The organism is Micromonospora sp. NBC_01392 (genome assembly GCF_045040125.1).
Taxonomy (GTDB): Bacteria; Actinomycetota; Actinomycetes; order Mycobacteriales; family Micromonosporaceae; genus Micromonospora.
The window spans coordinates 210719-225102 of record NZ_CP109549.1 but is presented as its reverse complement, the minus strand read 5'-3'; the positions used below and the strand labels follow the sequence as shown (position 1 = coordinate 225102).

The 14384-nt window shown below is 74.3% G+C and carries 13 protein-coding genes; 6 read left to right on the top strand and 7 right to left on the bottom strand.

Annotated elements, in window-relative coordinates; all coding sequences use genetic code 11:
• Positions 1 to 15 precede the first annotated feature (15 nt).
• The 3 genes from OG767_RS00995 to OG767_RS00985 are packed head-to-tail and all read right to left on the bottom strand — an operon-like array spanning position 16 to position 4582.
• On the bottom strand, positions 16 to 648 hold the full coding sequence (locus tag OG767_RS00995; protein WP_405091759.1) for a phosphoribosyltransferase: 633 nt from the start codon (positions 646 to 648) through the stop codon (positions 16 to 18).
• Positions 645 to 2000 carry a glycosyltransferase 87 family protein gene (locus tag OG767_RS00990; protein ID WP_405091758.1) on the bottom strand — a complete coding sequence of 452 codons (1356 nt, stop codon included), beginning with the start codon at positions 1998 to 2000 and terminating at the stop codon, positions 645 to 647. The genes OG767_RS00995 and OG767_RS00990 overlap by 4 nt, the downstream gene beginning before the upstream one ends.
• Positions 2001 to 2053: 53 nt before the next feature.
• Positions 2054 to 4582: a putative bifunctional diguanylate cyclase/phosphodiesterase gene (locus OG767_RS00985; RefSeq protein ID WP_405091757.1), complete on the bottom strand. Its 2529-nt coding sequence runs from the start codon at positions 4580 to 4582 to the stop codon at positions 2054 to 2056.
• A gap of 755 nt (positions 4583 to 5337) precedes the next feature.
• Between OG767_RS00985 and moaC the strand changes: the two genes are divergently transcribed.
• From moaC to OG767_RS00965, 4 genes are read left to right on the top strand one after another with little or no spacing between them, the layout of a single operon-like run.
• Positions 5338 to 5829: a cyclic pyranopterin monophosphate synthase MoaC gene (gene moaC, locus OG767_RS00980; RefSeq protein ID WP_107156418.1), complete on the top strand. Its 492-nt coding sequence runs from the start codon at positions 5338 to 5340 to the stop codon at positions 5827 to 5829.
• Positions 5826 to 6296: a molybdenum cofactor biosynthesis protein B gene (locus OG767_RS00975; protein ID WP_405091756.1), complete on the top strand. Its 471-nt coding sequence runs from the start codon at positions 5826 to 5828 to the stop codon at positions 6294 to 6296. The genes moaC and OG767_RS00975 overlap by 4 nt, the downstream gene beginning before the upstream one ends.
• Before the next feature lie 37 nt (positions 6297 to 6333).
• Entirely contained in the window at positions 6334 to 7590 is a 1257-nt protein-coding gene (locus OG767_RS00970) for a molybdopterin molybdotransferase MoeA (RefSeq protein WP_405091755.1), read from the top strand.
• Complete coding sequence (locus OG767_RS00965) at positions 7587 to 8018, top strand: molybdenum cofactor biosynthesis protein MoaE (protein WP_405091754.1); 432 nt, start codon at positions 7587 to 7589, stop codon at positions 8016 to 8018. The genes OG767_RS00970 and OG767_RS00965 overlap by 4 nt, the downstream gene beginning before the upstream one ends.
• Positions 8019 to 8028: 10 nt before the next feature.
• On the opposite strand, the gene OG767_RS00960 is transcribed toward OG767_RS00965, so the two are convergent.
• The gene (locus OG767_RS00960) at positions 8029 to 9465 is read right to left on the bottom strand and encodes a glycosyltransferase 87 family protein (RefSeq protein WP_405091753.1); all 1437 of its coding nucleotides are present in this window, start codon (positions 9463 to 9465) and stop codon (positions 8029 to 8031) included.
• Between the two features lie 203 nt (positions 9466 to 9668).
• Positions 9669 to 10214 carry a DoxX family protein gene (locus OG767_RS00955; RefSeq protein WP_405091752.1) on the bottom strand — a complete coding sequence of 182 codons (546 nt, stop codon included), beginning with the start codon at positions 10212 to 10214 and terminating at the stop codon, positions 9669 to 9671.
• A 125-nt stretch (positions 10215 to 10339) separates the two neighbouring features.
• Between OG767_RS00955 and OG767_RS00950 the strand changes: the two genes are divergently transcribed.
• Positions 10340 to 10885: a GNAT family N-acetyltransferase gene (locus OG767_RS00950; RefSeq protein WP_405091751.1), complete on the top strand. Its 546-nt coding sequence runs from the start codon at positions 10340 to 10342 to the stop codon at positions 10883 to 10885.
• Between the two features lie 81 nt (positions 10886 to 10966).
• Here the strand turns inward: OG767_RS00950 and OG767_RS00945 are convergent, their stop codons facing one another.
• Together OG767_RS00945 and OG767_RS00940 are read right to left on the bottom strand one after the other, a co-directional pair.
• Positions 10967 to 12202 carry an ATP-binding protein gene (locus OG767_RS00945; protein ID WP_405091750.1) on the bottom strand — a complete coding sequence of 412 codons (1236 nt, stop codon included), beginning with the start codon at positions 12200 to 12202 and terminating at the stop codon, positions 10967 to 10969.
• 130 nt (positions 12203 to 12332) lie between these two features.
• Positions 12333 to 13250 (bottom strand): flagellar basal body protein FliL, encoded by a 918-nt coding sequence (locus tag OG767_RS00940; protein WP_405091749.1) that lies wholly within the window; start codon positions 13248 to 13250, stop codon positions 12333 to 12335.
• Positions 13251 to 13334: 84 nt separating this feature from the next.
• Here OG767_RS00940 and OG767_RS00935 point away from each other — a divergent pair, with 84 nt between their 5' ends.
• Positions 13335 to 14378 (top strand): EamA family transporter, encoded by a 1044-nt coding sequence (locus OG767_RS00935; RefSeq protein WP_405091748.1) that lies wholly within the window; start codon positions 13335 to 13337, stop codon positions 14376 to 14378.
• Positions 14379 to 14384 lie beyond the last annotated feature (6 nt).

The window sequence follows — 14384 nt, the reverse complement described above, 5'->3', positions numbered from 1 at the left end:
CGGTACCGGGTGTTTTCACGCGTTGGCGGTCAGCGCGTGCGTCACCTCGTCGTCGGAGACCTCGTGGAAGTCGTCGTAGTAGGCGCCGACGGCGGCGAAGTCGGATGGGAGTTGGCTGCTCACGACCGTGTCGGCCGTGGCGGCGAGCAGCTCGTACGCCGGCGGGGAGCCGACCGGGACGGCGACGACCACCCGGGCGGCGCCGAGCTGGCGGGCGACCTGGACGGCGGCGCGGGCGGTGGCGCCGGTGGCGAGCCCGTCGTCGACGATCAGGGCGGTGCGGCCGGTCAGGTCCAGCGGTGGCCGGCCGGCGCGGTAGCGCTGCTCGCGGCGGTCCAGTTCGGCCTGTTCGCGGCGGCGGACCTGGGCCCGGTCGTTCTCGCTGATCCGGCCGGCGACCATGTCGTTGAGGACCTGCACGCCGCCGGGGCCGAGCGCCCCGAAGGCGACCTCGGGCGCCCAGGGCACACCGAGTTTGCGGACGACCAGCACGTCGAGCGGGGCGTGGAGCCGGTCGGCGATCACCCGGGCGACGGGGACGCCGCCGCGGACCAGGGCGAGCACGACGACGTCGGGCCGGTCGGCGAGGTCGGTGAGTCGCTCGGCGAGGTCCCGTCCCGCTTCGGTCCGGTCACGGTAGGTGGTCATGCCTCAGGTGTACGCCTTCCGGCCGGCTCGCGCCGGGCGGTTGCCGGGAATGCCGGCCGGCCGGGCTGCCCGGTGGGCGCCTCGGCGAGTGCCAGCGCGGGGGCGAGGACGAGCAGCGCGGCCGGGTAGAGCAGGTAACCGAAGCGGGTGGAGGGCATCAGCAGGATCGCGGCGAGCAGCCCGTACCCGCAGATGAGGGCCGTGGCGGCGGTGGTGCGCGGCGGGTGGCGCAGCAGTCGGACGGCGATCGCCAGGCCGACCGCGACGAGCAGCGCGGCGGCGACCACCCGGCCGGCGGGGAGCGTCTCGGCGATCAGGTGGCCGGGGAACGGGGACTGGGCGGGGCTGGTCACCAGGCCGTGGCCGAGCGGGAACCGGAGCACGTTCTCGACGAGTGCGTCCCGGTCGACGAGCAGGACCGGCAGCAGCGCGAGGACGGGCAGGCCGAGGGCGCCCAGGGCGGTGCGCGGCGCGGCCCGGCGGGTGGCGGCCCAGCAGACCAGCACGACCGCCACCGGCCACGCGAAGAGCTTCAGCGCGCCGGCGACGCCGACCGCGAGGCCGGCGCGGCCGGGCCGGTCGGCGGCGGCCAGCGCGAGGGCGAGCAGGCAGAGCGCGAGTACGGGGAGGTCGTCACCGCCGGTGGCGAGCGTGAGCGCGGCGACGGGCAGGACGGTGGCGGCCTGGACGGCGCGCAGCAGCGCGGCGGAGCGGCGGGGTGAGGTGGGGCCGGTGCTGGTGCGCAGCGTGGTGACCAGGGCGGCGAGCGCGAGCGCGGTGCCGACCGCGAACCAGACGCGGGCGTCGGTCCACCAGGCGTCGGCGGCGGCCCGGGGCAGCCCGAACAGCGCCATTCCGGGTTGGTAGGGGGTGTAGCCGAGGAGTTGCTCGCCGGGGGGCAGGGCGGCGATGGCGTCGGGGCCGAGGTACGGGGTGCCGTGCTCGGCGAGGCGGGTGCCGGCGTGTTCCACCACGAGCACCTCCTCCTGGGCCCGGTCGGTGCGTCCGCCGGCCCGTTGGATGCTCTGGACGACGACCGGGAGCAGCGCGGTGGTGGCCCAGGTGAGGCCGGTGACCGTCCAGCGGGCGGGCAAGCCGGCCAGGGGGGTGCCGGGGTGTCGGCGGCGGGCGATGAGCTGGGTGGTCGCGGCGAGCGCGGCGATCGCGTACCCGATGGTGGCGACGGTGCCCCACGCGCGGTGCGGCGGCAGGGTGGAGGTGGCGGCGGTGACCGCGGCGAAGATCGTGGCGGCGGCGTAGAGGCCCAGGTCGAGGGCGAGACCGCCGGCGGCGGTGTCGAGCGCCGACCAGCGGCGGGAGGTGGCGGTGGCCGGGTCGGCGTGGGCGGTCACGCGGGCCAGTCTGGCAGACCGGGGGTGCGGTCCGGCCGGGTCGGGCCGGTTGGTCAGGGGTGCCGGACGTCGGTGGCGGGGGCCGGGCGGGTACGGGTGCCGGCGGCGCGGCGGCCGGGCAGCCGGATGACGGCGCCGGTGTCGTGCAGCGGTGCGGCGAGTGCGCCGGGTCGGCCGCCGGCGCCGCGTTGGAGGGCGGCGAGCAGCGCGCCGGCCGGCAGCGGCCGGGCGAACAGGTGGCCCTGGCCGGCCGTGCAGCCCAGCTCCCAGAGCGTGCGGCGTTGCGGTTCGCTCTCCACGCCCTCGGCGACCACGGTGAGGTCGAGGCTGCGGCCCAGGTCGAGGGTGGAGCGGATCACGGCGGCGGCCTCGGGTGCGGTTTCCATGGCGGTGACGAAGCTGCGGTCGATCTTGAGTTCGTGGACCGGGATGCGGGAGAGCAGGGAGAGTGAGGAGTAGCCGGTGCCGAAGTCGTCGAGGGCCAGCCGGACGCCGGAGTCGCGGAGCCGGCTGAGCACCCGGTCGACCACGTCGAGTTGGCTGAGGGTGAGCGTCTCGGTGAGTTCCAGGACGAGCCGGTCGGGTGGGAGGTCGTGGGCGCGCAGCCGGGCCAGCACGGCGCCGGGGAAGCGGGCGTCGAGGAGGCTGCGTGGTGACACGTTCACCGAGACGGGCAGGTCGAAGCCGGCGTCGTGCCACGAGCCGGCCGCGATCAGCGCCTGGTCGAGGATGGCCTCGGCGAACGCGGGCAGCAGCCCGGAGCGTTCCACCGCCTCCAGGAAGCGCAGCGGGTCGATCAGGCCGTGGGTGGGGTGGTGCCAGCGGGCCAGCGCCTCCGCGCCGGTGACCTGGCCGCTGCCCAGGTCGACGATGGGTTGGAAGTTGACGGTGAACTCGTGGTCGGCGACGGCCCGGGGCAGTTCGCCGCCGAGTGTGAGCCGGCTGAGGTCGGCGGTGTCGCGGGTCGCCGCGTACGTGGCGATCCGCTGGCCGGCGCGCTTGGCCTGGTACATCGCCACGTCGGCGCGGCGCAGCAGCTCGGGCATCCCGCCGGTGGCGGGGGCGACGGCGATGCCGCCGCTGGCTTCCACGCTGATCCGCATGCCGTCGAGGTCGATCGGGTCGTGCAGCGCGGCGAGCAGGGCTTCGGCGCGGTGCGCGGCGACCGCCGGGGCGGGCAGGCCGCGTAGCAGCACGGCGAACTCGTCGCCGCCGAGCCGGGCGACCAGGTCGTCGGCGCGTGCCGCGTCGCGGAGCCGTTCGGCGACCTGGATCAGCACCCGGTCGCCGGCGCCGTGCCCGAGCGTGTCGTTGACCTCCTTGAAGTGGTTGAGGTCGATCAGCACCAGGGCGGTGACGCCGTCGGCGTGCCGGGTGGTGAGCTGGGCGGTGCCCTCGTCCAGCAGGTGCCGGCGGTTGGACAGGCCGGTGAGGGCGTCGTGGGTGGCGGCGTAGGCGTGGTCGGCGGCGACGCGGGCCAGTTCGGCGTACGCCTGGGCGTTGCGGACCGCGGTGCACAGCGCGGAGGCGAAGGTACGCAGGGTGTACTGCTCCCGCTCGGAGAGCTCGACCGGCCCGACGAAGCGGAGCCGCAGCTCGCCGATGTTCTCCGCCCGGTCGTGTCCTTCCAGCGTGACCGGCATGATCCGGCCGTCCGTGGCGCTGGGGCGTGGTGCGGTCCCGTCGTACGCGATGCCGGCCGCGCCGCCGCGGACCGTGCGCCCGCCCTCGCGTAGTTCGATCTCGACCTCGTCGGCGGAGAAGAGTTCGGCGGCCTCGGTGACCGCGGTGGTGAGGACCTGGTCGAGGTCGACCACGTTGAGCGCGTCGGTGGTGCGGGCGAGTCGCTGCCAGGCCTGCTGCTCGGTGCGGGCGCGGATCCTGGCGGAGTAGGCCAGGTGCAGGCTGAGCACCAGGGGCGGCACGGCGAGCAACAGCCGGGGATCGACCCGGAGGATCAGCACGGTGGAGGCGGCTACGACGAATCGCACGCCGAAGCCGGCGATCCGTAGGTCGAGGTTGTTGCGGAACTGGCGCAGGATCGGCGTTCGGGACGCGAGCGCGATGACCGGAATCGCAAGTACGTCGTCGAGGATCGCGGCGACCAGATAGACGATTCCCAGCAGTACGACGATGCGGAGTGGCTCTCGAGGTGGCCAGGCGCCGCCGAGCAGCAAGGTGGCGACGGTGGCGCCTCCGGCCACGAGGGTGTGCTTCGCGATGGCGAACGCCACCTTGATGGGTGCCAGGCGGGTCACCGATCCGGCGGCCACCCCGAGGCCGGTGGCCAGGACGACCCAGGAGGCCGGCGCGACGGCCAGGCCGATGACGATTGCGGTTTCCACCCAGGCGAAGTAGAAGGTGGTCGACCTGATCCGTAGCCGCGTCTTGATGACGGTGGCCAGCGCGACGGTCACCACGAGGGTTGCCACGGTGACGAAGTCGCGTACCGATTCGGGGTGTTGCCTGCGCGTGGCGGAGACCGCGATGAGCGCGACGAGCGATGCGCCGGCCACCAGGGTGTAGACGAGGCCGCGCAGGCCGGGGTCGACACCCGTGCGGCTCTCCGTCGTCCGGCTCACCCGAGTCACCCGCCGCTCACCGTCGGTACGCGATGAGCGGCAGCCTACCGCTTCGTTCCGGTGCGGGAAACTCTCATCCCCATTCGGTGCTACGCATTGTTCGTCCCTCCTCCAATATCCCGTCGGGCCGGAATCGCCGCCGATCGGAGTCGTCACCCGCAATCGGTTGTGGCGCATTGGCACGACCCGCCGCAGACATCGCCTGTGCGTGTATCCGCGCCTTGTTGACTGGAAGGAAGGTTAGAGGGAGGAAGGGGTAGTAAGGAAGAATTAATGTCGGTATGCGCAATATAAGCAACTCTCGCCGCTTAAATGACGTTCTGTCCACAAGTTATGTGCGGAGCGGAGCCGACCTTCTGCCTCGCGTACTCACGTGGTCGCTCAGTGCCATCCAGAATGTTTCGACGCGCGCGACATCTGTAGCGTCGTCTCGGCCGAGGAACATTACAACCGGACTCGGCCGGCTTGACCAGTCGGGTCGGACCGCTCGGATGGACGGCTTGCGCTGCCGGGGACCGCCGGAACAACGATTTTGTGATAACTGGATTAAGCTGGCGTTTCGACTTGGACGGCAACCAACCGGGGCTGGAACAGCAGCGCGGAAATCCGAGTTGTCGGGGGTCTTACGGCCCGGCGGGGAAAGGCCGATCTCCCGCTGGGGAACGCCAAAGCAGCAGTTGGTGTTCGCGCTACTCGCCGTTCGGGCGGCGGGCTGATTCGTGCGGGTCGTCGTACCCGGCGGATAGGGTCGGGCGGTGACCGAACCCGCGCAGCTCACCCACGTCGATCCGGCTGGCGCCGCCCGGATGGTCGACGTCTCCGCCAAGCCGGTCTCCGGCCGGCTCGCGGTGGCCGCCGGCCGGCTCCGCACCACCGCCGAGGTGGTGGAGCTGCTCCGCCGCGACGACCTGCCCAAGGGCGACGCGCTCGCGGTCGGCCGGCTCGCCGGGATCATGGGGGCCAAGCGGACCCCGGACCTGATCCCGCTCTGCCACCCGATCGCCCTGCACGGCGTCACCGTCGACCTGCGCCTCACCGCCGACACCGTGGAGATCACCGCCACCGCGCGGACGGCCGACCGCACCGGCGTGGAGATGGAGGCGCTCACCGCGGTGGCGGTCGCCGGGCTCGCCCTGGTCGACATGGTGAAGGCGGTCGACCCGGCCGCGTCGGTGGACGCCGTCCGGGTGCTCCGGAAAGAGGGCGGGAAGACCGGCGAGTGGGTCCGGCCGGAGGACCGGTCGTGATCCGGGCCCGGGTGATCGTGGCCTCCAACCGGGCCGCCGCCGGGGTCTACGCCGACACCAGCGGCCCCCTGCTCGTCGCCGGCCTGCGGGAGCTGGGGTGCACGGTCGACGCGCCGGTGGTGGTGCCCGACGGCGACCCGGTCGGCGACGCGCTGCGTGCCGCCCGCGACGACGGCGTCGACGTGGTGCTGACCAGCGGCGGCACCGGCATCACCCCGACCGACCGCACGCCCGAGGTGACCGGCGCGCTGCTCGACTACGAGATCCCCGGCATCGCCGAGGCGATCCGCGCGCACAGCCGCGACGCGGTGCCCACCGCCGCGCTGTCCCGGGGCCGGGCCGGCGTCACGGGCCGGACGCTGGTGGTGAACCTGCCGGGCTCGCGCGGCGGCGCGCGGGACGGCCTGGCCGTGCTCGGGCCGATCCTGCGGCACGCGGTCGACCAGCTCCGCGGCGGCGACCACTGAGCCCGCGGGCCGCGCACACCGGCGCTAGGCTCGCCGGATGAGCACGGAAACCGAAGCCGCCGCCGTCGAGGTGGGCACGCCTCCGCCGGCCGGGTGGGAGGAGGCCCGCTCCCGGGTGTACGCGGTCGGGCTCTCTGCCGCGCTCCCCGCGGTCAACCGGCCGCTGGCCGACACCGACGGGCACACCCTGGCCGAGCCGCTGACCACCCGCACCGACCTGCCGGCGTTCCCCACTTCCAGCGTGGACGGCTGGGCGGTGCGCGGCCCGGGGCCGTGGCGGGTGGTGGGCCGGCTGCTGGCCGGGCACACCGCGTCGCCGCTGGACACCGACGGCACCACCGTGGAGATCGCCACCGGCGCGATGGTGCCGGCGGGCACCACCGCGATCCTCCGGATCGAGGATTCGACCCGGACGGTGGACGGTCGGGTGACCGGCACGCCCCGACCCCAGCCGGAGTGGCGCGAGCCGGGCGAGGAGGCGCACCGCGGGGAGGAGCTGCTGCCCGCCGGCACGCCGGTGGACCCGGCGGTGATCGGTCTGGCCGCCTCCTGCGGGCACGACACGCTGCGGGTCCGCCGCGCGCCCCGGGCCGCGCTGCTGGTCTTCGGCGACGAGCTGCTCACCTCCGGCCCGCCCGGCGCCGGCCGGGTGCGTGACGCGCTCGGCCCCTCGGTGCCGGCCTGGCTACGCCGCTACGGCTGCCAGGTGCGGGGCGGCGACGTCGTCGGGCCGGTCGCCGACACGCTGCCCGCGCACGTCGCGGCCCTGCGCGGTGCGCTCGCCAACGCCGATCTGGTCTGCACCACCGGTGGCACCATGCACGGCCCGGTGGACCACCTGCACCCGACGCTGGAGGCGCTCGGCGCCGACTACGTGGTCAACACCGTGGCGGTGCGTCCCGGCTTCCCGATGCTGCTCGCCCGGCTGGTCGACGGCGACGGCCGGGTGCGCTTCGTGGCCGGCCTGCCGGGCAATCCGCAGTCCGCGGTGGTGGCGCTGGTCTCGCTTGTCGCTCCCCTGCTCGCCGGTCTCACCGGCCGGCCGATGCCGGTGCTGCCGCAGGTCACCCTCGCCGAGCCGGTGCCCGGGCGCGGGGACCACACCCACCTGGCGCTGGCCCGCTGGGACCGGGTCGCCGGCACCGCGCACCCGGTGCGGCACGTCGGCTCGGCGATGCTGCGCGGGCTGGCCGGCGCGGACGGCTTCGCGGTGATCCGGCCCGGCACCAGCGGCGCCGCCGGTGACCGGGTTCCCCTGGTGCCGCTGCCCCTGACTCCAGGAGAACGCTCATGACTGTGGAGACGCGGGTGGTGCTGGGTGCGGTGACGGACCAGCCGCTCGACCTGGCCGCGCACGAGGCGGCGGTCGCCGACCGGCGGGCCGGTGCGGTGGTCTCCTTCCAGGGCGTGGTCCGTGACCACGACCACGGGCGGACGGTCACCCGGCTGGAGTACGAGGGTCACCCCACCGCCGAGGCGGTGCTGCGCGAGGTGGCGGCCGACATCGCCGCCGACCCGGCGGTGCACGCGGTGGCGGTCTCGCACCGGATCGGCCCGCTGGAGATCGATGACGTCGCGCTGGTCGCCGCCGTCAGCACCGCGCACCGCGCGGCGGCGTTCGCGGCGTGCGCCCGGCTCGTCGACGAGGTGAAGGCGCGGCTGCCGATCTGGAAGCGGCAGGTCTTCGACGACGGCACCGAGGAGTGGGTGAACTGCCCCTGAGCCGGGCCGGTCAGCGCCGGGCGGTGAGCGGGGCCGTACGGCCCAACCGGTCGTGGTAGAACGCCGGCTCGGCACCGGGACGCCAGGGCAGCGCCGCGACCAGCACGATCAACGCGATGGCCAGCGAGTTCTCCATCAGCGCGCCGAACAGGCCGTCCTGGTAGTGGGACACCTCGGGGAGCTGGTGCTCGTACGGCCAGATCGGTGAGATCAGGAAGAGGAGATAGAGCCCGAGCGCGCCGGCCGCGTGCCGGAACCCGGTCAGCGTCGGGTACCAGATCGGCGGGCGCAGCGCGGGCACGCCGGTCGCCGGGGTCGGCCCGCTGTTCCGCAGCGGCAGCCCGCGGCTGGCCTCGCGGCGGCGTACCGCGGCGTCGGCCAGCACCACGATCGCCGGGATGACCCAGACCAGGTGGTGCGACCAGGAGATCGGGCTGATCACGTTGGCGGTGAGCCCGACCAGCGTGAACGCGGTCAACTCGTCGCCGTCGGTGCGGGCGCTGATCGCCCGGGACAGCCCCAGCGCCAGCACCAGCACCGAGAACGCGAGCCAGAGCAGCCCGGGCGTCTCGATCGAGTCGTAGAGCCGGGCCAGCAGCCCGGCGAGGGACTGGTTGGCGGTCATGTCGGCCGCGCCGACCCGCTCGGTCTGCCACAGCACGCTGGTGAAGTACGCGCGGGACTCCTCGCCGACCGCACCGAACGTCGCGAGCGTCACCCCGATCGTGGTGCCGACCGCGATCCAGGCGGCCCGCCACTGCCGGGTGAGCATCAGGTAGCCGATGAACAGCGCCGGGGTGAGCTTGACGGCGGTGGCGAGCCCGATGCCGACGCCGGCCCAGGCGCCGCTGTAGAGGAAGCGGGCCAGCGGCGACTCGGCGGTCTCGTGGTGGGTGCCCCGCTTGGCGCGCCACCGCAGGCCCACCAGATCCGCCATGATCAACGCGAAGAGCAGCAGGTTGACCTGGCCGTAGCCGAGCGTCTCGCGGGACGGCTCGATCGCCACGGCGAGCGGGGTGGCGATGCCGACGGTGAACCAGAGCGACCAGCCGAGCCGGTCCACGATGGGACGCAGCAACGCCGCCAGCACGACCGCGAGCGCAGCGATGCTGGCCAGCGCGTTGACGAACCCGGCGGCGTCCACCGGCAGCCAGGACATCGGCAGCATGACCAGGCCGGCGAAGGGTGGATAGGTGAAGCCGAGGGTCGTCGAGGGGGCGACGAAGTCGTACAGCTCGTTGCCGTTGGCCCACCACAGCACCGCGCCGTGGTAGATCTTCATGTCGAAGAAGTTGTACGGCCGGCCGAAGGCGCCGATCGCGAGCCAGGCCGCGTACGAGACGGCGGCCACGATGCCGATGCGCACCACGAGCCGCTGGTCGACCCCGAGGACGACGCGGGGCGCCGGTGGGAGGCGGTTGGTCCGTCTACCGACTGTCGTCGGCATGGCGTGGCCACCCCCGTACCAAGGTCGTCGTGCCCGTCCAGGTCCAGAACGGAGCCTAGAACGGTGCCTCACGATGTTGCCTCCCGCGTTACGCGACCGTGTCCGATCCCACACGTGTTTGCGACATTTCCACCGCGTTAACGGGTGTCGGACGGTTCAGGTGATTGGTGGCCTTGCGGGGGTGGGGGCCGTGCGAACGCAGGTCAGCCGGGCATCCGGCGAGCGGTCGCCGCGGAGCGTACGGCGATCTTCGCCTCCCGGCGGGCGGTGCGGACCGCGCGCTTGACCGACCGGCGTGAGTGGTCGATCCGGTGGCCGGCGCGCCAGCGCAGGCCCGGCTTGCCCTCGGTGTCCGCGGCGGCGAGCAGGAGCCCACCGAGCAGCCCGAGGTTCTTCAGGAAGTGGACCTGGTTGTTGTTGCGCTCGGTCGGGTCGTCGTTGTTCCAGAAGGGATGACCGGCGGCGGTCGCCGGGAGCAGCGTGCCGGCCAGGACGAGCGCGGCCGGGCGGGTGAACCGGCCGGTGGCCAGCATCAGACCGCCGACCAGTTGGGTGGCGGCGTTGGCCCGGATCAGCGTCTCGGTGTCGGTCGGGATGCGCGGGTGCAGGCTCTGGATCAGCGGGGCGACCCGGTCGGTGACCGGCTTCGCGGCGGGCGCCAGCCGTTCCGCGTTGCGCAGGTTGCGGGCGCCGCTGACCACGAAGATGCCGCTCAACATGACTCGGGCGAGGGAGCGCACGGGCTTCATGGTTCAGTCTTACCCCGTCCGGGGGCCGGTCACCCGTGCAACACACGAAAGGTATCGACGTCCGTCCGGTATCGATTTCAGCGACCGTCGCGGATGGACCGGTTGCGTTCGGTAAGGTCGCGCGGGTGACGACGCTGCGACTGCGCCCGGAGGACCCGGCCGACGAAACGCCGGTGGCCCGGGTGCTCGCCGCCGCGTTCGCCCGACCCGACGTGACCACCCCGCCCGAGGTCGGCCTGGTCGAGGAGCTGCGGCACAGTGCCGCGTGGATCCCGGAGCTGGCCATGGTCGCCGAGTACGGCGGCGAGGTGGTGGGCTTCGCGCTGCTCACCCGCGTGCGGGTCCGCGCCGACGGTGGTGGCTGGCCGGCGCTGGCGCTCGGGCCGGTGGCGGTGGCCCCGCACCGGCAGCGCGTCGGGCACGGCACGGCGGTGGTGCAGGCGGCGCTCGACGCCGCCACCGAGCTGGGGGAACGGCTCGTGGTGGTGCTGGGCGACCCGGCGTACTACCGGCGCTTCGGGTTCGGCCCGGCGGACCGGTTGGGGTTGACCAGCCCGTGGTCCGGGCTGGGAGAGCCGTGGCAGGCGCTGGTGCTGCCGCCGTCCACCGGCGAGGAGCCGCCACCGCCGGCCGGTGAGGTGGTCTTCCCGTCGCCCTGGTCACGGGTCTGACCGGCCACGCGAGGAGTGAGCTTGCGAGCCCCGCAGTCGTGGCCAAGGTGGGCACCGCTCACCCGCCGGCCCGGCCGCCGCTCAGGCCGGCTGGGTGCGCAGGTAGCGGCCGAAGTGCGGGACGGTGAACGCGACCGTGCCCCGCTCGCCGGAATAGATCAGGCCCTTCTTGATCAGCGCGTCCCGGGCCGGGGAGAGGCTGGCCGGCTTGCGACCGAGCGACCGGGCGATCTCGGCGGTGGGCACCGCCGCGTCCATGTCGTCCCGGGCGCCCTCCTCGCCGTCCACCAGCGCCAGCGTGGCCATGGCCCGCATGTACTCCCGTTCGGCCGGGGTGGCCCGCTCGAACCGGGAGCCGAAGAAGCCCACCGCCAGTTCCGCCTCCGCCTCGGGCGCGGCGACCCGCACGTCGGCGGCGGTGATCGGCGAGCGGGGCGCGTGGTCCCAGGTCGCCTTCCCGTACGCCTGGACGAAGTAGGGGTAGCCGCCGGACTTCTCGTAGAGCAGGTCGAGCGCCTTCTGCTCGTACTCGACCTCCTCCCGCTCGGCCGGCGCGCACAGCGCCTGGTCGGCGGCGATCCGGTCCAGCCGGTCGATCCGCTGGTAGCGGTAGAGCCGTTCGGAGTACGACTTGGCGGCGCTGAGCACGGCCGGCAGGTGCGGCAGCCCGGCGCCGACCACGATGAGCGGCGCGCCGAGCTGGGACAGCTCGTGGCAGGCGGCGCAGAGCGCGGACACGTCCTCGGCGCCCACGTCCTGCATCTCGTCGATGAAGATCGCGATGCCGGTGCCCACGTCGGTGGCGACCGCCGCCGCGTCGCTGAGCAGCTCGACCAGGTCGATCTCGATGTCGCCCGAGTCGGCCCGGCCGCTGCTGGCCGGCACGTCGATGCCCGGTTGCCACCTGTCGCGCAGCTTCGGCGCCGTACCGGCCCGCCCGGCCGGCGCGGACCGCTGCGCGAACGCCTTGAGCACGCCGAGGAAGCCGTCGATCCGGTCCGGCGCGCGGTGTCGGGGGGCCAGCTCGCGGACCGCCATGTGCAGCGCGGCGGCGATCGGCCGGCGCAGCGACTGGTCCGGCCGGGCCTCGATCTTGCCGGTGCCCCAGAGGTGGTTGATCGCCTCCGACCGGAGCGTGTTGAGCAGCACCGTCTTGCCGACCCCACGCAGGCCGGTGAGCATCAGGCTGCGTTCCGGCCGGCCCCGGGCGATGCGTTCCAGCACCACGTCGAAGACGTCCAGCTCCCGCCCCCGCCCGGCGAGTTCGGGCGGGCGCTGACCGGCGCCGGGAGCGTACGGGTTGCGGACCGGATCCACGCTCGCACAGTATCCGGTCGTCTAGTGACCAGGCTAGACGCGCGTAGAGGCGGCTACCGCGTGTCGGCGTCGAGTCGAATCTAGGTCTCTCTAGCGTCCACCCCAGACAGCCCTAGAGTCGGCTAGCGGCCTATCGACGCTTCAGGCAGAGCACGAAGTCGAGCGTGTCCAGCTCGCTGTCGAAGAAGTACCAGTCGGTGTAGCCGGCCACCTTGCCGCACTTGGCCTCGGCGTCCTTCTTTCCGCTGGTCGCGCCGTCGATCCGGCGCAGCACCTCGTACGTCTTCGGGGCGCAGTCGGCGATCACCAGCTTCGGCTGGGCGCCACCGCCCTGGTTGGCGACGCACTGGCCCGCCTTCACGAACCGCGGATCGGTCGAGGAGGCCGGGGCCGCCGTGGTGGGCGTCGCCTCCGCCGGATCGCTCGGCGCCGCCGAGGTCGGCGCCGGGGCCGGCGCGGTGGTCGCCGTCGTCCCGGCCGTCGGCTCGTCCCCGTCCCGGCCGAGCAGCCAGTACGCCCCGCCGCCGCCCAGCAGCAGCACCGCCAGCACGATCACCACCACCAGCCACGGGCCCCTGCCCCGCTTCGGTGGCGTCGGCTCGTCGTAGGGCTGTTGTCCCGCGCCGTACGGCGGTGGCCCGCCGGCGTAGGGCTGCGCCGCGCCGTACGACGGCTGCCCGCCGGCGTAGGGCTGCTGCCCGGGATAGGGCACCTGGCCGGGGTAGCCGGGACCGGCCGGATAACCCGGACGGGGCGCGGCGCCCGGGCCGTACTGCTCCTGCGGTGGCCCGTACTGCTCGGCGGGCGGGCCGTACTGCTCGTGCGGTGGCCCGTACTGCTGGGCGGGCGGGCCGTACTGCTCGGGCGGTGGCCCGTACTGCTGGGGCGGGCCGTACTGCTCCTGCGGCGGGCCGTACTGCGCGGGCGGGCCGTACTGCGGGCCGCCGGGCGCCGGGTCGTGGTGCGGATCGGGGGCGTAGCCGTCGTCCGGGCGTCGTCCCCGCCACGGCTCGGGTGCGCCGCCGCCCGGTGGTCCGAAGTTCGACATGAACGCCTCCTGTGTAGCCGGTGCTGAGAGGCCGGCCACCAACACGGGACGCCGACGCCGTGGTCACCGTAGCGTGGTCCCACGATGAGCTCACGCCCCCCGAGTACGCCGGACGTCGCCGGCTCCCCGGTGCCGCCGGTCCGCGCCGCCCTGGTCTGGACCGCATTGGCGCTGGTCTACCTGCTGTGGGGCTCGACCTACCTGGGCATCCGGATCGCCGTCGAATCCCTGCCGCCACTCACCTCCGCCGCGATGCGGTTCGCCGCCGCCGCCGTGGTGCTCGCCATCGTGCTGCGGCTCCGTCGCGGGCCCGGGGCGCTGCGCGTGCCACCGCGTCGCCTCGGCGCGGCCGCGCTGGTCGGGGTGCTGCTGCTGGCCGGCGGCAACGGGCTGGTGGTGCTCGCCGAGTCCGGCCCGCCCGGCGACGCGGTGCCCTCCGGGGTCGCCGCCCTGCTGATCGCCACCGTCCCGCTGCTGGTGGTGGTGCTGCGTACGGTCGGCGGGGACCGACCCCGCCCGTGGACGTTCGCCGGCGTCGCGCTGGGCTTCGTCGGGCTCGTCCTGCTCGTCCTGCCCCGTGACGGCGTGGACGGGGTGCCGCTGGCGGGCGCGCTGACCGTGGTCGCCGCCGCCGCGAGCTGGTCGATCGGTTCCTATCTGTCCGGGCGGATCCGGATGCCGGCCGACCCGTTCGTGGCGACCGTCTACGAGATGGTGGCCGGCGCGCTGGCGCTCCTGCTGATCGGGGCCGGACGCGGCGAGCTGGCCGACTTCGACCCCGCCGAGGTGACCGGGCGGTCCTGGGCGGCGCTGGCGTACCTGATGGTGGCCGGCTCGCTGGTCGCCTTCACCGCGTACGTCTGGTTGCTCGCCCACGCGCCGATCTCGCTGGTCTCCACGTACGCGTACGTGAACCCGGCGGTCGCGGTGGCGCTCGGCGCGCTGCTCGCCGCCGAGCCGGTCACCACGCAGGTGCTCCTCGGCGGCGCGGTGCTCGTGGCCGGCGTCGCCGTGGTGGTGAGCACCGAGCGGCCGAGCCGCACCCCGCCGGCTGCCGGCGGCGACGGGACGGCCCGGACCCCGCCGGCTGCCGGCGACGGGGCCGCCCGGAGACGCGCCGGCCGGTAGCGTCCC

What these genes read in the sequence shown, in the direction of transcription:
- OG767_RS00955 (WP_405091752.1), bottom strand. Translation starts at nt 10,214, where the DNA reads ATGAAGCCCGTGCGCTCCCTCGCCCGAGTCATGTTGAGCGGCATCTTC.
- OG767_RS00940 (WP_405091749.1), bottom strand. Translation starts at nt 13,250, where the DNA reads ATGTCGAACTTCGGACCACCGGGCGGCGGCGCACCCGAGCCGTGGCGG.
- OG767_RS00935 (WP_405091748.1), top strand. Translation starts at nt 13,335, where the DNA reads ATGAGCTCACGCCCCCCGAGTACGCCGGACGTCGCCGGCTCCCCGGTG.
- OG767_RS00965 (WP_405091754.1), top strand. Translation starts at nt 7,587, where the DNA reads ATGACTGTGGAGACGCGGGTGGTGCTGGGTGCGGTGACGGACCAGCCG.
- OG767_RS00960 (WP_405091753.1), bottom strand. Translation starts at nt 9,465, where the DNA reads ATGCCGACGACAGTCGGTAGACGGACCAACCGCCTCCCACCGGCGCCC.
- OG767_RS00995 (WP_405091759.1), bottom strand. Translation starts at nt 648, where the DNA reads ATGACCACCTACCGTGACCGGACCGAAGCGGGACGGGACCTCGCCGAG.
- OG767_RS00970 (WP_405091755.1), top strand. Translation starts at nt 6,334, where the DNA reads ATGAGCACGGAAACCGAAGCCGCCGCCGTCGAGGTGGGCACGCCTCCG.